Origin of the sequence: Klebsiella sp. C349492 (assembly GCF_042055345.1) — a bacterium.
GTDB classification, from domain to species: Bacteria; Pseudomonadota; Gammaproteobacteria; order Enterobacterales; family Enterobacteriaceae; genus Klebsiella; species Klebsiella scottii.
Genome location: NZ_JANQCE010000002.1, coordinates 112,749 through 132,987 on the forward strand (window position 1 = coordinate 112,749; position 20,239 = coordinate 132,987).

At 57.5% G+C, this 20,239-nt stretch carries 20 protein-coding genes; 14 read left to right on the top strand and 6 right to left on the bottom strand.

All coding sequences use genetic code 11. The features are described 5' to 3' along the window. Positions 1-89: 89 nt before the first annotated feature. Positions 90-293: a DUF2754 family protein gene (locus tag NWP14_RS08230; RefSeq protein WP_095097897.1), complete on the top strand. Its 204-nt coding sequence runs from the start codon at positions 90-92 to the stop codon at positions 291-293. Positions 294-369: 76 nt separating this feature from the next. On the opposite strand, the gene ddlA is transcribed toward NWP14_RS08230, so the two are convergent. Beyond that, positions 370-1,467, bottom strand: a complete 1,098-nt coding sequence (gene ddlA, locus NWP14_RS08235; RefSeq protein WP_095094271.1) for a D-alanine--D-alanine ligase — start codon at positions 1,465-1,467, stop codon at positions 370-372. Between the two features lie 336 nt (positions 1,468-1,803). On the opposite strand from ddlA, the gene NWP14_RS08240 reads away from it, so the two are divergent. The 7 genes from NWP14_RS08240 (at position 1,804) to psiF (ending at position 8,956) form a co-directional block, all read left to right on the top strand. Next, a complete protein-coding gene (locus tag NWP14_RS08240; RefSeq protein ID WP_095094273.1) occupies positions 1,804-3,003 on the top strand; it encodes a multidrug efflux MFS transporter in 1,200 nt (399 codons plus the stop codon). Positions 3,004-3,179: 176 nt separating this feature from the next. Beyond that, a complete protein-coding gene (gene idnO / locus NWP14_RS08245; protein ID WP_095094275.1) occupies positions 3,180-3,944 on the top strand; it encodes a gluconate 5-dehydrogenase in 765 nt (254 codons plus the stop codon). 111 nt (positions 3,945-4,055) lie between these two features. Then, positions 4,056-5,345, top strand: coding sequence for an MFS transporter (locus tag NWP14_RS08250; RefSeq protein WP_095094277.1), 1,290 nt, complete (start codon positions 4,056-4,058; stop codon positions 5,343-5,345). Positions 5,346-5,411: 66 nt separating this feature from the next. After that, positions 5,412-6,404: a substrate-binding domain-containing protein gene (locus NWP14_RS08255; RefSeq protein WP_331834121.1), complete on the top strand. Its 993-nt coding sequence runs from the start codon at positions 5,412-5,414 to the stop codon at positions 6,402-6,404. A 361-nt stretch (positions 6,405-6,765) separates the two neighbouring features. Further along, complete coding sequence (gene iraP / locus NWP14_RS08260) at positions 6,766-7,026, top strand: anti-adapter protein IraP (protein WP_095094280.1); 261 nt, start codon at positions 6,766-6,768, stop codon at positions 7,024-7,026. 87 nt (positions 7,027-7,113) lie between these two features. Next, a complete protein-coding gene (phoA, locus tag NWP14_RS08265; protein ID WP_346432022.1) occupies positions 7,114-8,544 on the top strand; it encodes an alkaline phosphatase in 1,431 nt (476 codons plus the stop codon). A gap of 91 nt (positions 8,545-8,635) precedes the next feature. Next, positions 8,636-8,956, top strand: coding sequence for a phosphate starvation-inducible protein PsiF (gene psiF / locus NWP14_RS08270; RefSeq protein ID WP_095094281.1), 321 nt, complete (start codon positions 8,636-8,638; stop codon positions 8,954-8,956). A gap of 44 nt (positions 8,957-9,000) precedes the next feature. On the opposite strand, the gene proC is transcribed toward psiF, so the two are convergent. Continuing rightward, positions 9,001-9,810 carry a pyrroline-5-carboxylate reductase gene (gene proC, locus NWP14_RS08275; protein ID WP_095094283.1) on the bottom strand — a complete coding sequence of 270 codons (810 nt, stop codon included), beginning with the start codon at positions 9,808-9,810 and terminating at the stop codon, positions 9,001-9,003. Positions 9,811-9,926: 116 nt separating this feature from the next. Between proC and NWP14_RS08280 the strand changes: the two genes are divergently transcribed. Beyond that, a complete protein-coding gene (locus tag NWP14_RS08280; protein ID WP_346432021.1) occupies positions 9,927-10,379 on the top strand; it encodes a YaiI/YqxD family protein in 453 nt (150 codons plus the stop codon). 1 nt (position 10,380) lies between these two features. On the opposite strand, the gene NWP14_RS08285 is transcribed toward NWP14_RS08280, so the two are convergent. Then, a complete protein-coding gene (locus NWP14_RS08285; RefSeq protein WP_375215158.1) occupies positions 10,381-11,082 on the bottom strand; it encodes a DUF2076 domain-containing protein in 702 nt (233 codons plus the stop codon). 335 nt (positions 11,083-11,417) lie between these two features. Between NWP14_RS08285 and aroL the strand changes: the two genes are divergently transcribed. From aroL to ppnP, 4 genes are all read left to right on the top strand, one after another. Then, the gene (gene aroL, locus NWP14_RS08290; RefSeq protein ID WP_095094290.1) at positions 11,418-11,948 is read left to right on the top strand and encodes a shikimate kinase AroL; all 531 of its coding nucleotides are present in this window, start codon (positions 11,418-11,420) and stop codon (positions 11,946-11,948) included. Positions 11,949-12,052: 104 nt separating this feature from the next. Then, positions 12,053-12,244 (top strand): YaiA family protein, encoded by a 192-nt coding sequence (locus NWP14_RS08295; protein WP_095094292.1) that lies wholly within the window; start codon positions 12,053-12,055, stop codon positions 12,242-12,244. Between the two features lie 339 nt (positions 12,245-12,583). Next, positions 12,584-13,261, top strand: coding sequence for an AroM family protein (locus tag NWP14_RS08300; RefSeq protein WP_095094293.1), 678 nt, complete (start codon positions 12,584-12,586; stop codon positions 13,259-13,261). Positions 13,262-13,428: 167 nt separating this feature from the next. Continuing rightward, positions 13,429-13,713 (top strand): pyrimidine/purine nucleoside phosphorylase, encoded by a 285-nt coding sequence (ppnP, locus tag NWP14_RS08305; RefSeq protein ID WP_095094295.1) that lies wholly within the window; start codon positions 13,429-13,431, stop codon positions 13,711-13,713. Between the two features lie 81 nt (positions 13,714-13,794). On the opposite strand, the gene rdgC is transcribed toward ppnP, so the two are convergent. Beyond that, positions 13,795-14,706, bottom strand: coding sequence for a recombination-associated protein RdgC (gene rdgC / locus NWP14_RS08310; protein ID WP_095097903.1), 912 nt, complete (start codon positions 14,704-14,706; stop codon positions 13,795-13,797). Between the two features lie 91 nt (positions 14,707-14,797). Between rdgC and mak the strand changes: the two genes are divergently transcribed. After that, entirely contained in the window at positions 14,798-15,703 is a 906-nt protein-coding gene (gene mak, locus NWP14_RS08315) for a fructokinase (protein WP_189339807.1), read from the top strand. Between the two features lie 69 nt (positions 15,704-15,772). Here the strand turns inward: mak and sbcC are convergent, their stop codons facing one another. Together sbcC and sbcD are read right to left on the bottom strand one after the other, a co-directional pair. Next, positions 15,773-18,907: an exonuclease subunit SbcC gene (gene sbcC / locus NWP14_RS08320; RefSeq protein ID WP_375215159.1), complete on the bottom strand. Its 3,135-nt coding sequence runs from the start codon at positions 18,905-18,907 to the stop codon at positions 15,773-15,775. Further along, positions 18,904-20,106, bottom strand: coding sequence for an exonuclease subunit SbcD (gene sbcD / locus NWP14_RS08325; RefSeq protein ID WP_375215160.1), 1,203 nt, complete (start codon positions 20,104-20,106; stop codon positions 18,904-18,906). The genes sbcC and sbcD overlap by 4 nt, the downstream gene beginning before the upstream one ends. Between the last annotated feature and the right edge of the window lie 133 nt (positions 20,107-20,239).

Here is a 20,239-nt window from a genome sequence, read left to right on the forward strand (position 1 = left end):
CCATCTCCCACTGTTAAATAATTCTCAACGTCGCTACAGACCGCGGATTGCGCCTGTGCGAAGATGATTTTTTTGCCGTTGGAGTTGTCATGAAGCTCACTGAGAAAATTCGCCGTGACTGGCACTATTACGCTATTGCGCTGGGGTTAATTTTTATTCTGAATGGCGTTGTGGGGCTGCTGGGGTTTGAAACTCAGGGCTGGCAATCCTATGCCGTCGGGCTGGTGACCTGGGTCATTAGTTTCTGGCTGGCGGGGTTTATTATTCGCCGTCGTCCGGCAGAGGAAGCTTAGGGCGCTGCGGGTTATCCAGCCGACCGGGCCGTAAACCTGTCGCCCCGGCAAGCGCAGCGCCGCCGGGGCAATCTCATCAGTTCATCGAAGTTTTCAGCGCCCGATCGGCGGCGTGACGCTCCAGCGCCAGCTCAATCAGGCGGGTGATCAGGCTGGTATAATCCAGCCCGCTGGCTTGCCACAGTTTGGGATACATGCTGATATTGGTAAATCCTGGCAGCGTGTTGATTTCATTGATAACAACTTCATTATCTGCCGTCAGAAATACGTCGACGCGCGCCATGCCGCTACAGCCGAGCGTCTGATAGGCACGAACGGCAATATCCCGAATTTTATCGTTAACTTCACCGTCGATGGCCGCCGGAACGACGACTTTCGCTCCCTGGTCGTCAATGTATTTGGTGTCGTAGGCGTAGAATTCGCTGTTGAGGACGATTTCGCCGCAGGTGCTGGCCTGAGGAGCGTCGTTACCCAATACCGCGCACTCGATCTCCCGGCCTTTAATCCCTTGTTCAACCACCACTTTATGGTCAAATTCAAAAGCCAGCGCGACCGCCTGCTGATACTGTTCTTCGTTGTTCACCTTGCTGACGCCCACCGACGAACCCTGATTGGCCGGTTTGACAAACAGCGGCAGGCCGAGCGTGCTTTGCACTTCAGCGAAGCTAAAACGCTGGCGGTTGGCGCGGGTCAGGGTAATAAACGGCGCGATAGACAGGCCGGCGTCACGCAGCAGGCGTTTGGTGACGTCTTTATCCATGCAGGCGGCGGAGCCGAGCACGTCCGAGCCGACGAAGGGCAGGTTAGCCATCCGCAGCATACCCTGCAGCGAGCCGTCTTCTCCCAAAGTGCCGTGCACTATCGGGAAAATGACGTCGATGGCGGCCAGCGGTTGGCCGCTGTCGGCATTAATCAGCTGCCCGGATTCGCGACCGGGAATCTGTGCCAGCGTGACATCAGAGGGACGCAGCGCAATACGGGCAGGATCCTGCGGGTTCAACAGATAGTTACCGGCATCGTTAATATGCCAGATACCCTGCTTATCAATCCCCAGCAGAACGACGTCAAAGCGCGATTTATCAATTGCTTCCACGATGTTCTTCGCCGACTGCAGCGACACTTCATGTTCTGCCGACTTGCCGCCAAAAACGATCCCAACCCTCATCTTAGCCATTTCAACTTCCATCCTGATTACATCAAAGCACATAACATAGCATGCGCAATGACGGCGTGGCTGCCAGAATCTCTGCGGCAGATCGCAGGGGGTTAAAAGCTGTTCAACCGCCGCTGCGGATCGGCAGGCGAGGGCGGAAACCGATGCCCGCCGGTGCCGGAGCCTCAGCACAACGCGCTGAGGCTCCGGCGATTAGCTCTGATAATATTTTATAAATCGGGATATGGAGCGATAAAATACTAAACTGATCGCTAGCGCATCTCTGGTAATACGCCCGCTGAGGGAAATTGCTAAGCTAGATAATAATTCACAAAAAACTAATGAATACGCGTAGTTATGGAATCCTGGAAGGTTAATCTTATCTCCGTCTGGTTCGGGTGCTTTTTCACCGGCCTGGCAATCAGCCAAATTCTCCCGTTTTTGCCGCTCTATGTTTCCCAGCTCGGCGTCACCTCTCACGAGGCGCTGTCGATGTGGTCGGGCCTGACCTTTAGCGTCACCTTCCTGGTATCGGCCATCGTTTCGCCGATGTGGGGCAGCCTCGCGGATCGCAAAGGGCGCAAGCTGATGCTGCTGCGCGCCTCCCTGGGGATGGCGATTGCCATCCTGCTCCAGGCCTTTGCGACTAACGTCTGGCAGCTGTTTATCCTGCGTGCGGTGATGGGGCTGACTTCCGGATATATTCCCAATGCGATGGCGCTGGTGGCCTCCCAGGTACCGCGAGAGCGCAGCGGCTGGGCGCTCAGTACCCTGTCGACGGCGCAAATTAGCGGCGTAATCGGCGGACCGCTGCTGGGGGGCTTCCTTGCCGACCACGTTGGGCTGCGAATGGTATTTATCATTACCGCCATTTTGCTGACGGTGAGCTTCCTGGTGACGCTGTTCCTGATTAAAGAGGGCGTGCGCCCGCAGGTCAACAAAGCGGATCGCTTAAGCGGCAGAGAGGTATTTGCTTCGCTGCCGTATCCTGGCCTGGTTATTAGCCTGTTCTTCACGACCCTGGTGATCCAGCTGTGCAACGGTTCAATCGGCCCGATTCTGGCGCTGTTTATCAAATCGATGGCCCCGGAGAGTAATAATATTGCCTTCCTCGCCGGAATGATTGCCGCCGTGCCGGGCGTTTCGGCGCTGATCTCGGCCCCGCGTTTGGGCAAGCTTGGCGATCGGATCGGAACCTCGCGGATCCTGCTGGCGACGCTGTGCTGCGCGGTGGTGATGTTCTTCGCGATGTCGTTCGTGACCACGCCGCTGCAGCTGGGCGTGCTGCGCTTCATGCTTGGCTTTGCCGACGGCGCGATGCTGCCCGCGGTGCAAACCCTGCTGCTCAAATACTGCAGCGATAGCGTTACCGGACGCATCTTCGGCTACAACCAGTCGTTTATGTATCTGGGGAACGTGGTCGGGCCGCTGATTGGCGCCTCGGTATCGGCAATGGCCGGCTTCCGCTGGGTGTTTATCGCCACGGCGATTATCGTCCTTATTAACCTTTGGCAGCTGGCCGTTATGCTGCGGCGCAGCCGCCAAACGACGGCTTAATCACACTCCTCCCTTCTGCCGGTATTTACGTCACAGCGTAAATGCCGGTTACCGATATCTCTCGGTTATAAATGTATCTCCGATCACAAAATGATCATTTTCACCTCTTCGCCCCTTCTATTTGTAGCTGTTACGCGTATACAGTTACGCGTAACATCTATCTGGAAAGAGGTTTTATGAGAAATTTATTCGATTTGTCAGGGAAACGAGCGCTCATCACCGGTTCTGCTCAGGGGATTGGCAATCTGCTGGCCGGCGGCCTTGCAGAGTACGGCGCGGAGATCATTATCAACGATCGGACTCAGCAGCGTGCGGACCAGGCCGCGCAGGCGCTGGTTGCCCGAGGCTATCGCGCAGTGGGATGCGCATTTGATGTGACTAAGGCGGCGGAGATTGAGCGTGGGATTACCCGTATTGAGCAGGAAATTGGTGCGATAGATATTTTAATTAATAACGCCGGGATCCAGCGTCGATATCCTTTTACTGAATTCCCCGAAGAGGAGTGGGATCGGGTTATTGAAGTTAACCAGAAAGGCGTATTCCTCGTCTCGCAGCAGGTTGCTAAATATATGATGACACGTCGTGCGGGTAAAATAATAAATATTTGCTCGATGCAAAGTGAATTAGGTCGAAAAACCATTACCCCTTATGCCGCATCGAAAGGGGCGGTTAAAATGCTAACCCGCGGAATGTGCGTGGAACTGGCGGAATATAATATTCAGGTTAATGGCATTGCACCCGGCTATTTTGCTACCGAGATGACGGCTGCGCTGGTGGACGACGAGGCGTTTTCCGCATGGCTGTATCAGCGTACGCCGGCGGCCCGCTGGGGAAAACCGGAAGAGCTGATTGGCGCTGCGGTGTATCTGGCCTCTCCGGCAGCAAACTTCGTTAACGGTCATGTGTTGTTTGTCGACGGCGGGATGCTAGCCGCAGTCTAATTCTCACTATATTTCAGGCTGCATCGCTATTGTTTTTAGGCGCAGTTAATAAAATTAAGCTGAAGTAATAATTAAACCCGGTTGATTACGATCATAATCTGAGGATTGCTTATGCAAATGCTCGCGAAGTTACCAGCGCGTCGCTGGTGGTATTTAATGCCCATCATTTTTATTACCTATAGTCTGGCATATCTTGACCGCGCGAATTACGGATTTGCCGCCGCGGCGGGAATTGAAAATGATTTAGGTATAACCAAAGGGACTGCGTCACTGATTGGTGCGCTCTTTTTTCTCGGCTATTTCTTTTTCCAGGTTCCCGGCGCGATATATGCCGTAAAGCGCAGCGTGCGCAAAATGATTTTTTGCAGCCTTATATTATGGGGCGTCTGCGCGGCGGCGACCGGATTTGTCAGTAATATTCCGATGTTGATGGCTATTCGCTTTACCCTCGGCGTGGTCGAGGCGGCGGTGATGCCAGCGATGCTGATTTATATCAGCAACTGGTTTACCAAAACCGAGCGTTCACGTGCCAATACCTTCCTGATCCTCGGTAATCCGGTGACCGTGCTGTGGATGTCTATCGTTTCCGGCTACCTGATTCAGTCCTGGGGCTGGCGGGAGATGTTTATTATCGAAGGCATTCCGGCGGTCCTGTGGGCGGTATGCTGGTGGATACTGGTTCGCGATAAACCCTCAGAGGTATCCTGGCTGAATGAGCAGGAAAAACAGACTCTGCAGCAGGCGATGGATAGCGAACAGAGTAATATCAAGCCGGTACGTAATTATGGCGAAGCGCTGCGGTCGCGCAACGTCATAATGCTGTGCGCCGTGCATGCGCTGTGGAGCATCGGCGTGTACGGTTTTATGATGTGGATGCCGTCGATTCTGAAAAATGCCGCACAGATGGATATTGTGGCGGTAGGCTGGCTGGCGGCCGTGCCGTATCTGGCTGCCATTATATTAATGCTGACGGTCTCCTGGCTGTCGGACAAGTTCCAGAATCGTAAGCTGTTCATTTGGCCATTGTTACTGATCGCCGCTATTGCCTTCTTCGGTTCATGGATGGTGGGCAACCAGGCGTTCTGGTTCTCTTATGCGCTGCTGGTGATTGCCGCCGCCTGCATGTACGCGCCGTACGGTCCTTTCTTTGCGCTGATTCCTGAGCTGCTGCCGCGTAACGTCTCCGGCGTTTCTATGGGGCTGATTAACAGCTTCGGGGCGCTTGGTGCTTTCCTCGGCGCGTGGCTGGTTGGCTATTTGAATGGCGTTACGGGCGGTCCCGGCGTTTCTTACACCTTTATGGCTATCGCGCTGCTGGCCTCGGTGGTGCTGATGTATAACGTGCGTGCCAATAATGAACCCTCTTCATCACTGGTAACGGCAAAAAAGGTTGCGGGTTAACATAAACCGTAGCTGCTGTGGTAAGGTTCTCTGCGAGCACATAAGTCGTTTGTCGTAGAGAACCTGATGAAAAACAGCCGGATGACATTACAGGATATCGCCAACCTGGCGGGGCTTAATAAAATGACGGTGAGCCGCTATTTGCGCGACCCAGGCCAGGTGTCGCAGCGCAGCCGCGAGCTTATTTCTAAAGTCATGGAAGAGAATAACTACATCCCTAACCGGGCACCGGAAATCCTGCTCAACGCGCGCAGTAAAACAATCGGCGTGCTGATCCCCTCCTTTCGCAATCAGATTTTCGCCGACGTGCTGGCCGGTATTGAGTCGGTGACTTCCGCGCATCAGTACCAGACCCTGATCGCTAACTACGAATATGACCCGCAGCGCGAAGAGCGCGAAGTGCTCAACCTGCTTTCATATAATATCGATGGCCTGATCCTGACCGGCAAGCAGCATAGCGATCGCATGATCCAATACGTACGCGCGAGCGGTATTCCGGTTGCGGAACTGATGGACTTCGGTGGCCCGCAGCTTGATATTCAGGTGGGATTCGATAACGAAAAGGCCGCATGGGACATGACCAACGCTTTTCTCGAAAGCGGCAAACGGTCAATCGCCTTTTTTGGCTCAATGGACGATCCCCGCGATCTGAGCCGTTTTCGCGGTACCGAACTGGCGCTGCAGGCTCATGGCCTGAAGGCGTATCATATGGCTCCGCGTACTATTTCTTCGGTCGCCCTTGGGCGGCAGATGTTCCTGAAAATGCAGCAGTCGTGCCCGGGTATCGACGCGATTTTTTGTACCAATGACGATCTGGCGGTTGGCGTATTGCTTGAATGCCAGTCGCAGGGTAAAGCGGTGCCGCAGGAGATGGCTATTGCTGGTTTTCACGGGCTGGAAATTGGCCGCGCGAGTTTGCAGAAAATAGCCAGCGTCATTACCCCACGTTATGACATCGGTAAAACGGCCAGCGAAATACTGCTCGCCAGACTTGCCGGTAAAGATGCGCCGGACAGCGTGAATTTGGGCTATCAGATATATTATGGCGATACGTTATAGTTATATATGCGCCATGCTTAAAATTGCCGATGCCTTGACCCTGCGGCGCCCGGCTCGTCCATGAGTCCCGACCCGTTACATAGCTATGCTCCAGGTGCCGCCAGGTTTACCGCCTTTCGGCATTATTGCCGGGCCCGCTGGAATAGCAATATTCTTTTTAACTCTTATCTATTAAATTTAGTTATGAAGATTATTACGCCGGTATTCGCGGTATTCCTCATGCCAAATAAGTAATGAGCAAAACGTTTCGCTTAATATTGATGGCGGTGAGTAATCATTTTAAAAAAATAATTCTGGTATCCGACGGCTAATGTATGACATAAATAGCAACTCAACTGACCTCGCCTAAGGATAAAGCGTTGTGAAGAATCTCATTGCCGAGCTACTGGTAAATCTGGCACAAAAGGAAGAGGAAACAAAGGAGCTGACGGTGCAGGTTGAGGCGCTGGAAGTGGTGGTGACGGCGCTGCTAAGGCATATGGCGCAGGACGCGCAGCAGGCGTTAATTCACGACATTGAACAGGCTATAGAGCAGGCCAGCCCGGGCCCGCTGGTCGATGAGCGCGATACCCAGCGGTTGCAGCAATATATAAAAAAGCTGTTGCGGCATCCTCGTAGCTAGCGCCAGTGACAAGGTATGGATGCTGTCATTTTACTGTCACATCGCTTTTATAAAGTCTCCCACGTTTTGTTTTTTAAGTATTTTTACATGGAGACGACAAAAGTGAAATTAAGCGCCCTCTTTATTGCCCTGCTGCCTCTGCTGGCTTCCCCGGTTATTCATGCTGATACCCCGTCCGCCCCGGCTCTGGATAATCGCGCCGCCCAGGGAGATATCACAACTCCCGGCGGCGCTCGTCGTTTAAGCGGCGACCAAACTGCCGCTTTGCAGGCCTCATTAATCAACAAACCTGCGAAAAATATTATTTTGCTGATTGGTGACGGAATGGGGGATTCAGAAATTACCGCCGCCCGCAATTACGCCGAAGGCGCAGGCGGCTTCTTCAAAGGTATTGATGCGCTGCCGTTGACCGGCCAGTACACCCATTATTCTCTGGATAAGAAAACCGGCAAGCCGGATTATGTGACCGATTCCGCCGCGTCCGCGACGGCCTGGACCACCGGCGTAAAAAGCTATAACGGCGCGCTGGGCGTCGATATCCACGAAAAAGATCACCAGACCATCCTTGAGCTGGCGAAAGCCGCCGGCTTTGCTACCGGCAACGTCTCTACCGCCGAACTGCAGGACGCCACCCCAGCCGCGCTGGTGGCGCACGTGACTTCACGTAAATGCTACGGCCCCAGCGTCACCAGCGAAAAATGTCCGGCCAACGCGCTGGAAAAAGGCGGCAAGGGTTCGATTACCGAGCAGCTGCTGAACGCCCGCGCCGACGTAACGCTAGGCGGCGGGGCTAAAACGTTCGCCGAAACCGCCACCGCCGGTGAATGGCAGGGCAAAACGCTGCATGACCAGGCGGTCGCTCGCGGCTACCAGATTGTCACCGACGCCACTTCGCTGGCCGCGGTCGGCGAAGCCAACCAGGGCAAACCGCTGCTGGGGCTGTTTTCTGACGGTAATATGCCGGTACGCTGGGAAGGGCCTAAAGCCTCCCTGCACGGCAATATCGACAAGCCGGCGGTGACCTGCACGCCGAACGCGAAGCGTGACGCCTCGGTGCCGACGCTGGCGCAGATGACGGATAAAGCCATCAGCCTGCTGAGCAGCAATGAGAAGGGCTTCTTCCTGCAGGTTGAAGGGGCCTCCATCGACAAACAGGATCACGCGGCGAACCCGTGCGGCCAGATTGGCGAAACCGTCGATCTTGACGAAGCGGTGCAAAAAGCGCTGGAGTTCGCCAAAAAAGATGGCAACACCCTGGTGGTGGTGACCGCCGATCACGCGCATTCCAGCCAGATTATCCCCGCTGATTCGAAAGCGCCGGGCCTGACTCAGGCGCTGACCACGAAAGACGGTTCGGTGATGGTGATGAGCTACGGTAACTCCGAGGGAGAGTCGATGGAGCATACCGGTACGCAGCTGCGTATCGCCGCCTACGGCCCGCATGCCGCGAACGTAGTGGGCTTAACCGATCAAACCGATCTGTTCTACACCATGAAAGCTGCCCTGGGTCTGAATTAAGCCCGTGCCGGCGGCGAATTTCTGCCGCCGGCTGGTTTTTTTCCCGTCAGCGACCAGACTTACAGAGATTGACTCACAGAAGGATGGTGCGATGAAAATAACATTACTGGTAGCCCTGTTGTTTGGTTTGGTCTTTGCCACAGCGGTAAGTGCCGCGGAAAAAACGCCGACTCCCCAGCAGCAAAAAATGACGGTCTGTAACAAAGATGCGTCGGCAAAATCGCTGAAAGGGGATGAGCGCAAAGCGTTTATGAGCAGCTGTCTGAAGAAAGATGCGCCGGCTCAGGAGAGTAAAGGGTTAACGCCTCAGCAGCAAAAAATGGGCGAATGTAACGGCCAGGCGACCCAGCAGTCGCTGAAAGGGGACGACCGTAAGAAATTTATGAGCGCCTGCCTGAAAAAACAGGGGTAGTGGAAACGGGTGAGGCCAGGCCTCACCCGCGATTATTCCTGGCTTCAGGAGCGGCTGAGCTTCTCTGATTTTTCCATGCATTTCACCATCGCTTCGATCACCGCTGAACGGAAACCTTTCTCTTCCAGCACCCTAACCGCCTCGATAGTGGTTCCGCCCGGCGAGCACACCATATCCTTCAGCGCACCAGGATGCTCTCCGCTTTCCAGCACCATTTTAGCCGAGCCCATCACCGCCTGGGCGGCAAACTTATAGGCCTGGGCCCGCGGCATTCCGCCGAGGACGGCGGCATCAGCCATCGCTTCAATAAACATAAATACGTAGGCCGGCGCGGAGCCGCTGACGCCGACCACCGGATGGATCATCGGCTCCGCGATAATCTCAGCCTGACCAAAGCAGCGGAAAATAGTCAGAATTTCAGCGGTTTCTTCGCTGGTGACCAGCGCGTTAGGCGTGACCGAGGTCATCCCCGCGTTGACCAGAGACGGCGTGTTCGGCATGGCGCGGACGATTTTGCGATCGTGTCCCAGCGCGCGCGCGAGCTGATCGAGGGTGACGCCCGCAGCGATGGAGACCACCAGAGAATCTTTGTTCAGGCTGGAGGCGACGTCGCTCAGCACTTTAACCATAATCCCCGGCTTCACCGCGCCGAACACGATATCCGCGACCTGCGCAACGTCCTGGGCGCTCTCCGCCGCATTGATCCCGTACTGGTCGCGTAGGGCCGCCACTTTTTCCGGCGACGGGGTGTAGACCCAAATTTGTCCCGGCTGTACCTGCCCGCTGGCGATCAGGCCGCCGAGAATGGCCTTACCCATATTACCGCAGCCGATAAAGCCAATTTTCTTCTCCATCACCCTTCTCCTGTGCTTATTTTGTCGTGAGCTATCTAGCTTATCACTCCGGAGCTTTCCCGGGGGACAAAAGCAGGTGACAATAATAGCTCCCTTTTCCGTCAACAGGAGCTGGAATGCATATTTGGGTTGATGCGGACGCGTGTCCAAACGTGATTAAAGAAATTTTGTTTCGTGCCGCCGAGCGCACGCAAACGCCGATGACGCTGGTGGCAAACCAGGCGCTGCGGGTACCGCCGTCGCGCGTTATTCGTACCCTACGCGTACCACAGGGCTTTGATGTGGCCGATAATGAAATCGTTCGCCTGTGTGAGCCGGGCGATCTGGTGATTACCGCCGATATTCCGCTGGCCGCCGAAGTGCTGACCAAAGGCGGCGCGGCGCTCAATCCGCGCGGCGAGCGCTACAGCGAGGCCACCATTCGCGAGCGCCTGACGATGCGTGATTTTATGGAGACGATGCGGGCCAGCGGCGTGCAAACCGGCGGCCCGGATACCTTATCGCAGCGCGACCGTCAGCAGTTTGCCGCCGCGCTGGAGAAGTGGCTTTCAGAGACTAAGGATAGGTAGCTTAAACCCAGCTATCGTCATCGCTGCCGATGTCGTCATCGCCGAAACCGGCGTCGAAGTCGGAGCTGTAGGTGCTGTTATCCGCAAGGAACTGATTGTCGTCCTGGCGGAAGAGATCGTCCGACGCGCTGCTATCCGCCGCCTGCGTGAGGTCAGCCTGCGGCTTCTCTTCAATGATATTGACGATCTCCTGCGGATGCGATCCGCTGAACATATTGGTCAGCATGTTGCCGAGCACCACGCCTCCCGCTACGCCTGCGGCGGTCTGGAGCGCGCCGGCCATAAAGCCGCCGCCGCGAGCCGCCTGAGGAGCGTAGTTCTGCGGCTGCATTTGCGGGGCATACTGCGGCTGCGCGCTGGCCTGCGGCCGACCGTACTGCTCCGCGCCCGGAATAGGGTCGGAACCACGCGACTGCGACTGGCCGCCGCCGAACAGGCCGGAGAGAAATCCGCCGCTGCTCGGTTTTGCCGCCCGCAGCTGCGTCACCTGGCTTTCCAGCGACTGGATACGATCGTTGAGCTGCTTAATCGCCGCTTCCTGAATGAGGATCGTTTGCGCCATGTAGTAGGGGGCGGCCGGCTGCTCCTTGATGTGCTGCGCAATCCGCTCCTCGGCGCTGGCATCGCGCGATGCGCTCTGCGTCCCGGCCTCTTTTAGTCGGGAAAACAGCCCATCAATAAGGCGTTGTTCTTCAGATTGCATGATACATTCCTCTGTCACACTGATAAATTACGGTCAGAGTGCGTCTGAACTGACCATGTTGTAAATATGTTGCAGCGTAAAGCTTTGCATAAATGTGTTACCGTTTACGCCAGCCAGCGGCTAAAAAATAATCCCTAAGTAGCGGTAAATCTGGCACAACATTTAATGCAATGATAAGTTTACATGCCAAATCCCTTTGCTCTCTATGATGAAAGGGAATATCTGATTATTTGTAACGTTTATTTTACGATTATCGTGACGCCGCTTTGCAGGTATCATTGCTTACTTTTCGTATTCATTTTCCCGCAAAATGCGGAACCAGAGGGTCTTCGGTAATGACACAGCCAATCTATCTCATCGGTCCGCGCGGCTGCGGTAAAACGACGATCGGCCACGCGCTGGCACGGGCGCGTAATTACCAGTTTACCGATACCGATCATGCCCTGCAGGCGCATGAGCAGCGTACGGTCGCGACGATTGTCGAGCAGGAGGGCTGGGATCGCTTCCGCGAGCTGGAGTCGCAGGCGCTAAAAGCGGTCACCCAGCCGGGAACGGTTATTGCTACCGGTGGTGGCATTGTGCTGATCGAAGAGAACCGTCAGTTTATGCGCGAAAACGGCGTGGTGATCTATCTCCAGGCCTCGGTATCAGCGCTGATTGACCGCCTTGAAGCGTATCCGAAAACCGAACAGCGCCCGACCCTGACCGGCAAACCGATCCGCGATGAAGTTGGCGAAGTGCTGGCACAAAGGGAGGCGCTGTACCGGGCTACCGCGCACCATATCATTGATGCGACCGCCGCGCCGGATGAGGTGGTCGGGCAGATTGTGGCGACGCTGCAGAGCGCCTGTACGGTCGCTAATTAATCCTTCAGGCTGGCGGATAACGGAGCGAGTTAGGACTTTACCTACGGTAAACAGAGCGCGGGTATCTATACTTTATAGCTCGTACGCTAAAAGAGGGAAGAGCTATGCCAGACCGACCGCCATATCCGCGAGAAGCGCGCGTCGTTGCCGTTGAGAAAGGTCAGAAGGGCCAGACTGAGACCTGGTACCAGCTGCGCGCCGATTATCCCACCCCCGATTCACTGATTAGCGAACATCCTGTCGAGAGCGAAGCGCTGGACGCCAAACGGCGCTATGAGGACCCTGATAAATCGTAACCCTCCTTCTGCGCTGCTGCCTGTCAGTGAAACCGCTGGCAGGTTTTTTTGACTCCGCTCACTACGTCGCTCTCCGCTGATTAGCGGATCTGCGCGGCGACCTGCTGGCTCAGTCAGGGGGTAAAACAGGATGTCCGTCACATTTTTAATTCATCACGCGTACTAATGAATACCTAAGGTGCGGATTTTTCAGGAGTGCTCCTGACTCATCCGGAATCTTTACACTCTACTGGAGCGCTAAGCTGCTACGCTTCTGGACGGTTGATTTTTAGCCACCAGGGGGGCGGATATTATGCGGTAAGCCTGTGCTGAAGGTGTGGAAGTGAAAAGGTAGATGATATGAGTACAACGATGGCCATTTTAACCGTTGGCGTGGTGCCGGTGGCGGAAGTCCTGCCGCTTTTAACCGAACATATCAGGGAAGAGCAGATCACGCATATTAGCCTGTTAGGTAAAATGACGCGCGAAGAGGTTATGGAGGATTATGCCGTTGACCCGGACGACGAGCGCCTGCTTACCTTACTGAATGACAACCGCATGGCCGAGGTCTCGCGGTGGAAGATTGAACGTGATTTAAAGCACCTTATCGCGGTGCTCGACCGGCAAGAATATGACGTCATCCTGCTGTTGAGCTCCGACATGCTCAGCGGCTTTACGGCGCACAACGCTATCCTGCTGGAGCCACAGCGAATTATTCCGCCGCTGGTGGCGTCGATTGTCGACGGTCATCAGGTGGGAGTCATCGTTCCCGTCGCGGACGCTCTGCCATTGCAGCAGCAAAAATGGCTCTCGCTGAACAGCGCGCCGTACTACGCGCTGGCGAATCCGGTTAGCGGCGGCGATAGCGATTTGCTCGATGCCGGAAGGGCGCTGCTGGAGCAGGGGGCCGACGTGCTGGTGCTGGACTGCCTCGGCTACCATCAGCACCATCGGGACGTGCTGCAAAAAGCGCTGGACGTGCCGGTTCTGCTCTCCAATGTGCTGGTTTCGCGGCTGGCGGCAGAACTTTTGGTTTAAGCCGTTTTGCGGCTGCCCGCGCTCCGGCGCACCCTGACCGGTAGGCAAACGCGGTCGGCGCGGCCATCCCGCGTCACAGGATGGGCATTACGCGTTAATTTTACGTGACAGAAACGAGGAGCGCCCCCTATATTGAGGTTTCAACAAAAGATCATAAGGGCTTGTTTATGCTTCAAAGTAATGAATACTTCGATGGAAAAGTGAAATCGATTGGTTTCACCAGTAGCAGTACGGGCCGCGCGAGCGTGGGCGTGATGGCGGAAGGTGAATATACCTTTGGAACCGCACAGCCGGAAGAGATGACGGTGGTCAGCGGTGCGCTGAACGTTCTGCTGCCTGGGGAAACCGAGTGGAAAGTGTATGCCGCCGGTGAAGTATTCAACGTTCCGGGCAGCAGTGAGTTCCATCTGCAGGTTGCTGAGCCAACGTCCTATCTGTGCCGCTATCTGTAATTCAGATTCTGCCATCCTGCCGCAGCGCGGCAGGATGAAGATCCGCTTAATCGATTGATTCTGCGGATGTCATTCAGCTGATTAGCGCTGAGCTTCTCCGCCCAGGCCTTCCACCAGATTCTGAATCAGCGCGGCCAGTTCGCCGGTCATCAGAATAAAGTCGGCATCAAAGCGCTGGGCAAAATCTTCCCGATCGATATCTTCGTTCTGATCGCGCAGTTCGTCACAGAACTTCAGGCGCTTGATTGATCCATCGTCGCACATCAGGAACTGAATACGCTGCTGCCAGTCGAGCGCCAGCTTGGTGACGACTTTCCCGGCTTCAATGTGCACGGCAATTTCGTCGCTGACCAGATCCTGCTTCTTCGCGCGGATCACGCCGCCGTCTTCCAGCATGGCCTTCAGCTCGGCCTCATCCAGCAGCTGGAAGCCTTGCGCCACGGTGCCGGAGCGCACCCATTCGGTGAGCGTCAGCTCGATCGGGTTTTCCAGCGCCAGCGGAACAACCGGCAGCGATCCTAAGGTTTTGCGCAGCAGGGCCAGCGTATCTTCCGCTTTTTTGGCGCTGGCGCAGTCCACCATGATCAGGCCGTTGACGGTGTCGATCCACATCATGGTCTGGCTGAAGCGGCTGAAAGCGCGCGGCAGCAGCGAGTGCAGCACTTCGTCTTTCAGCGAATCTTTTTCGGTTTTCTTCAGCTTACGGCCCTGTTCGGCTTCCAGCTTGAAGATCTTCGCTTCCAGCGCCTGTTTGATCACCGGCGACGGCAGGATCTTTTCTTCTTTACGCGCGCAGATAACGATCTGGCCGTTTGTCGTGTGCGTCAGCGCATCGCTGTGCGATCCCATCGGCGATACCCAACCGGTTTTCGCCATATCCTGGCTACCACAAGGAGTAAACGTCAGCTCGGCCAGCTGTTTTTCCATCTCCTCGGCACGCAGGGAAATGTCGCGGCTGAGACGGTAAACCATTAAATTTTTGAACCACAGCATGATAATTTCCACGGCTTTGTCGTTAAATCCAGCGGGCATGATAGCGAATTGTCGCTATGCTTGCATTGTTAATCGGGGAGAGGAGCTTACAGTGCGTATTGGTATTGATTTAGGCGGCACGAAAACGGAAGTCATTGCCCTGAGCGATAAGGGAGAGCAGCTATTTCGCCACCGTTTGCCGACTCCGCGGGATGATTACCGGCAAACGATAGAGAATATTGCCACCCTGGTCGATATGGCAGAGCAGGCGACCGGAGAGCGCGGCAGCGTTGGAATGGGGATCCCCGGTTCGATTTCGCCGTATACCGGCGTGGTAAAAAATGCCAATTCCACCTGGCTCAACGGCCAGCCGTTTGATAAAGACCTGAGCCAGAGGCTGAATCGCGAAGTGCGGCTGGCGAATGATGCCAACTGTCTGGCGGTTTCGGAAGCGGTGGACGGCGCCGCGGCGGGCGCTCAGACCGTATTTGCGGTCATTATCGGCACCGGCTGCGGCGCCGGAGTAGCGTTTAACGGTCGTTCGCACATTGGTGGCAACGGCGCCGCCGGCGAGTGGGGACATAACCCGCTGCCGTGGATGGACGAGGATGAGCTGCGCTATCGCGCGGAGGTTCCGTGCTACTGCGCAAAGCAGGGATGTATCGAAACCTTTATCTCCGGCACCGGCTTTGCCACCGACTATCGGCGACTGGGCGGTCAGCCGTTAAAAGGCAGTGAGATCGTGCAGCGCGTTAGCGAGCAGGACCCGCTGGCGGAACTGGCGCTGAGCCGCTATGAGATGCGGCTGGCGAAGTCGTTGGCTCATGTGGTGAATATCCTCGACCCGGACGTGATCGTGCTCGGCGGCGGAATGAGCAACGTCGAGCGCCTGTACCAGACGGTGCCCGCGCTGGTGAAACCGTGGGTGTTTGGCGGCGAGTGCGAAACGCCGATCCGCAAAGCGCTGCACGGTGATTCCAGCGGCGTGCGCGGCGCGGCCTGGCTGTGGCCGCTGTAGACGGCTGAGGAGAGGCTCGTCGTCCCGGTCTCCCGGCGGCGCCGCGCTGCCGGGAAGCCGCGCGGACCTTTACTCCACCGCGTAGGCCTTATCGAGACGGCTGTATCCCAGCCCGTTGATTTTCTTCACCTTGATCTGCACAGGGATGCGCTCTTTCATTGCTTCGACGTGGCTAATCACGCCGATCGCCTTACCGCTGGCGTTGAGGGCATCCAGCGCATCCAGCGCGGTATCCAGCGTTTCGCTATCGAGCGTGCCGAACCCTTCGTCAAGGAACAGCGAATCAATGCGCGTTTTATGACTCACCAGATCGGATAGCGCCAGCGCCAGCGCAAGGCTGACGAGGAAGCTTTCGCCGCCGGAGAGGGTGCGGGTATCGCGCACCGCATCCGCCTGCCAGGTATCGACCACCTCCAGCTCCAGCGCTTCGCTGGCTTTTCGCTGCAGCTGATAGCGGCCGTGCAGGCGGTTGAGCTGATGGTTCGCCAGCCAGACAAGGTTATCCAGCGTCAGCCCCTGGGCAAATTTACGGAATTTATCGCCTTCTTTGGAGCCAATTAGCGAATTGAGCCACGCCCAGTCCTCCAGCTGCCGCGCGGCGAGCGCAATCTCCTGCTGCAGCGCCTGCTGGCGCTGCTGATTCTCGGCATTCTGCTTCAGCTGCTGGCGGATCTCCCCCTGACGGGCGCTATTTTCCCGCAGCAGCAGGGCCAGCTGCCGTAAGCGGGCCTCAATCTCTTCTACCGGCTGGGTGATGTCGGCATCCGCCGGCGGCTGCTGCCGATGCTGCGCCAGCGCTTCGCGGGCCCGCAGGGCGAGCGCGCTATTTTGCTGGAGCGTATTTTCCAGCGTTTGCCTGAACTGCTCCAGGCGCTGACGGGTCTCCTCATCGAGCAGGGCGTCGAGAAACGCCTGCTGGTCGGCAAACGGGCTGGCGGCGAGGGCGGCGGCGAACTGGCCCTGCGTTTCTGTCAGCAGCCGCAGCTGCTGGCTCTCCTGCTGGCCAAGAGTGCGCCACTGGCTCTGCAGCGCCAGGCAGTCGTCGTGCACCTGGCGCCAGCCCTCAAGCGGCGCGGGTGCTACCGCCTCTTCCGTCTCCGGCAGCGTCTCCAGCAGGGGGATCAGCTGCTGCAGGCGCTCCTGCAGGGTGACGGATTCGTCGTGTTTGGCCTGCCAGCTGCGGGTTTCCTCCTCGCGCTGGGCCAGCCAGACCGCCGCCTGTTCAGCCTCCGGTGCGCTGAGGGCAAACGCCGCGAGCTCGCCGTTCAGGGCGCTATGACGCTGCGCCAGCTCCTGTCGCAGCTGCTGTAGCTGCAGCTCGCACTCCTGCTGCTGGGTCTGCCAGGCCAGCCGCTGCTGATGCTGATACAGCTGCTGCTCCAGCTCCTGCTGGGCCTCCAGCCAGCCGGAAATATCATCCTCTGGCTGCAGGTCAATGCGCAGTTCGCCGGTGACGGCCTGCCACTGAGAGGTAAGCGCTTGCTCCTGCTGGAGCAGCGATTCTCGCTCCTCTTTTTGTTTAAGTTGTTGTTTCAACAGCGCATCCAGCTCGCCGCGCAGCTGGGCGCCTTCTTCCGCCAGCTGTTTAACCTCGCGCTCCAGGGCTTCGCGGCGGGCCTGATTAACGCCGGGCGTCAGCGCCCGATATTCGGCGACTGCCGGGTGTTCGCAGGAGCCGCAGAGCGGGCAAGGCGCGCCGGGCTGCAGGCGCGCGCGCTCCTCTTCCAGTCCGGCAATCCGCGCTTCCAGCTCGCAAATGGCTTTTACATCGCTGAACTGCTGGTTTTTATCTTTATAAGCCTGGCGCCGCTGGGTCAGCGTCGTTTCCAGCTTCTCCCGCTCCTCGCGGCCGGCCTGCTCTGTCGCCTGCAGCTGGCTGAGGCGCTGGCGCAGGGGCAGCAGACGGCTGTGCAGGGCTGCCAGCTGCTGACGCTGCGGGCGGGCGGCGGCGTGGCGGGCAAGGTCGTCGCGAACCCGATCGGCATCCAGCGCCAGCGCCGCCGGCGGCAGTTCGCCGAGCCGACGGCGGGTTTCTGCCAGCCGCTGCTCCAGCCCGGCCTGCTGCTGCGCGTCGCGCGCCTGCTGCTGGAACGCCGCCCGCCAGCCTGCCAGGGCATTGCCCCACTGACGATAGCGGTCGTTGGCCTGCAGCCATTCGGCGAACGATTGCTGCGTCTGCTGCAGCTGGCTCGTTTGCTGTCGCGCCGCGAGACGAATACCTGCCCGCAGACGCAGTCGTTCGTGTAAGCGAGTATTTACTTCTTCCACCTGGCGGCGGGTCTGCGCCAGCGCGGCGGCCTGCTCCTGCTGTCGGGTCCACAGCGGACGCAGCTGGTCGGCAGGCTGGGCCTGCTCCAGCGCCGCAAGCTGCGGCCGGGCCTGCTCCAGCGCCTGCTGCGCCTCGCGTAACCGTGCCTGAGTCTGTATCTCATCGCGGCTTAACTCCTGCTGGCGCAGCAGCCATTGCCGCGTATTTTGCTCGCGGGCCTGCTCGGCGAGCCGCTGCTGCTCTTCAGCAGTAAGTACTTGCAAACTTTGCTGCAGCGCCTGCTGCTGCTCATCGCTTAACAGCACAACGCCGGAGGCCTGGGCCTGCAGTTTTTCCAGCTCGCTGCGGGCGAGCTTGTGCTTTTCAAACACCTGGGCGGAGATCTGACCGTAAATTTCGGTGCCGGTGAGCTCTTCCAGCAGCTCCGCGCGCTCTTTGGGTTTGGCGTTAAGAAAGGCGGCGAACTGGCCCTGGGAGAGGAGCATCGAGCGGGTAAAGCGGCCGTAATCGAGGCCGGTGAGCGCGGCGGTCATCTCCAGCTTGTCTTTGACTTTGTCGGCAAGGATTTGCCCATCGTCGCAGCGGGCCAGCTCGACGCGGGGCGCCTGCAGGTTGCCGTCGGGCTGGTTGCGCGCGCGGTTCTGGCTCCAGAAGGCGCGGTAGGCGGTGCCTTTTACCTCAAATTCAACTTCTGCCAGGCATTCGGCGGTATTGCGGGTCATCAGATCGTTTTGCGATTGCGACACGCTGCTCAGGCGCGGCGTTTCGTGGTACAGCGCGAGGCAGATAGCGTCCAGCAGCGTCGTTTTCCCGGCGCCCGTCGGCCCGACGATCGCAAACAGCCCGTTGCTGGCGAACGGTTCGGCGGTGAAGTCGATTTTCCACTCGCCTTTCAATGAGTTAAGGTTTTTCAGGCGCAGACTCAGAATTTTCACAGGTGCTCCTCACCGTTCAGGCTGTGCAGCGTTTCGTTAAACAGCTGTTCGAGGCGCTGCTGCTGCTGCTCTTCGAGACTCTCCAGCGCCAGGCGACGGGCAAAAACGTCCTCAACCCGCAGTTCGCTGAGGGTTTCCCGCCGCTCTCCGGCCAGGATGCGCTCGCGCTGGGCGCGGCTGCGGCGCACCAGCAGCACTTCGACCGGCAGCTCTTCGCAGCGGGTCTGAATCTGGCGCTGAATATCGTGCAGGTATTCGTCGCTGGTGATTTCAATATCCAGCCAGGTGGCGGGCAGCTCCGCGCTATCCTGCCACTGGTCAAGCTGTTCGCTGATGCTGGCAAAATCGCCTTTTAGCACCGCCAGCGGCTGGACTATCGGCACCGTCAGCGGGCTAACGTCCGTCAGGCGGCCGTCGGTAAAGGTCACCAGATTGACGCTTTTATTTTTCCCGGTCTCATCAAAGCTCAGGGAGATTGGCGAACCGCTGTAGCGTATATGCTCGCAGCCGCCGACGATCTGCGCCCGGTGGATATGACCCAGCGCGATATAGTCTGCAGGAGGGAAATGGCTGGCCGGGAAGGCATCGAGGGTGCCGATATAGATCTCGCGCACCGCATCGCTTTTGCTGGCGCCGACGGTGGTCAGGTGGCCGCTGGCGATAATCGGCAGCGTTCGGTCGCCGCGCAGGGCGCAGGCCTGCTGGTACTGCTGCTGATAATAGTCGCTGATGGCGGTGAGCAGCAGCTGCTGCTTTTCACCGCTGGAGTGCCCGGCCTGGCTGGTGACCAGCTCGCGCGGGCGCAGGAAGGGGACCGGGCAGAATATTGCGCCCGGCGCGCCGTCGCGCAGCGGCAGAACGAAGGGAGCGTGGCCGGCGTTAGCCACGACCGTGGTTTTTAAAAAGGCCAGGATGTCGCGCGATTCATTCAGCGTGGCGACCGAATCATGGTTGCCCGCCAGCACCACCAGCCGACAGCCGGTTTGCTGAAGCTGAACCACGAAGTGGTTATACAGCTCGCGGGCGTAGCTCGGCGGCGAGCCGGTATCAAAGATATCGCCGGCGACAATAATGGCATCGACCTCGTGCTCCTGCGCGCTGGCCAGCAGCCAGTCGAGAAAGGCCGCATGCTCAGCGGCGCGGCTTTTGCTGTAAAAGTTTTGCCCGAGATGCCAGTCAGAGGTGTGAATGATGCGCATAAATATTCCGTAGCCTAAGAGCGTTGCCGCCATTATACCATCGACGGAAGGGGAGTTAAGTGCGTGTCACAATTCAAAATCCTCGATCGTCATACGGCCATTTTTTTTCATAAATCTGTCACAAAACTGACGC

Excerpts from the sequence above, each read along its gene's own strand:
- idnO (WP_095094275.1), top strand. The coding sequence starts at position 3,180 with ATGAGAAATTTATTCGATTTGTCAGGGAAACGAGCGCTCATCACCGGT.
- NWP14_RS08250 (WP_095094277.1), top strand. The coding sequence starts at position 4,056 with ATGCAAATGCTCGCGAAGTTACCAGCGCGTCGCTGGTGGTATTTAATG.
- NWP14_RS08280 (WP_346432021.1), top strand. The coding sequence starts at position 9,927 with ATGCATATTTGGGTTGATGCGGACGCGTGTCCAAACGTGATTAAAGAA.
- rdgC (WP_095097903.1), bottom strand. The coding sequence starts at position 14,706 with ATGCTGTGGTTCAAAAATTTAATGGTTTACCGTCTCAGCCGCGACATT.
- NWP14_RS08300 (WP_095094293.1), top strand. The coding sequence starts at position 12,584 with ATGAGTACAACGATGGCCATTTTAACCGTTGGCGTGGTGCCGGTGGCG.
- NWP14_RS08295 (WP_095094292.1), top strand. The coding sequence starts at position 12,053 with ATGCCAGACCGACCGCCATATCCGCGAGAAGCGCGCGTCGTTGCCGTT.
- phoA (WP_346432022.1), top strand. The coding sequence starts at position 7,114 with ATGGAGACGACAAAAGTGAAATTAAGCGCCCTCTTTATTGCCCTGCTG.
- ppnP (WP_095094295.1), top strand. The coding sequence starts at position 13,429 with ATGCTTCAAAGTAATGAATACTTCGATGGAAAAGTGAAATCGATTGGT.
- aroL (WP_095094290.1), top strand. The coding sequence starts at position 11,418 with ATGACACAGCCAATCTATCTCATCGGTCCGCGCGGCTGCGGTAAAACG.
- ddlA (WP_095094271.1), bottom strand. The coding sequence starts at position 1,467 with ATGGCTAAGATGAGGGTTGGGATCGTTTTTGGCGGCAAGTCGGCAGAA.
- NWP14_RS08285 (WP_375215158.1), bottom strand. The coding sequence starts at position 11,082 with ATGCAATCTGAAGAACAACGCCTTATTGATGGGCTGTTTTCCCGACTA.
- NWP14_RS08240 (WP_095094273.1), top strand. The coding sequence starts at position 1,804 with ATGGAATCCTGGAAGGTTAATCTTATCTCCGTCTGGTTCGGGTGCTTT.
- proC (WP_095094283.1), bottom strand. The coding sequence starts at position 9,810 with ATGGAGAAGAAAATTGGCTTTATCGGCTGCGGTAATATGGGTAAGGCC.
- NWP14_RS08230 (WP_095097897.1), top strand. The coding sequence starts at position 90 with ATGAAGCTCACTGAGAAAATTCGCCGTGACTGGCACTATTACGCTATT.
- NWP14_RS08255 (WP_331834121.1), top strand. The coding sequence starts at position 5,412 with ATGAAAAACAGCCGGATGACATTACAGGATATCGCCAACCTGGCGGGG.
- sbcD (WP_375215160.1), bottom strand. The coding sequence starts at position 20,106 with ATGCGCATCATTCACACCTCTGACTGGCATCTCGGGCAAAACTTTTAC.
- psiF (WP_095094281.1), top strand. The coding sequence starts at position 8,636 with ATGAAAATAACATTACTGGTAGCCCTGTTGTTTGGTTTGGTCTTTGCC.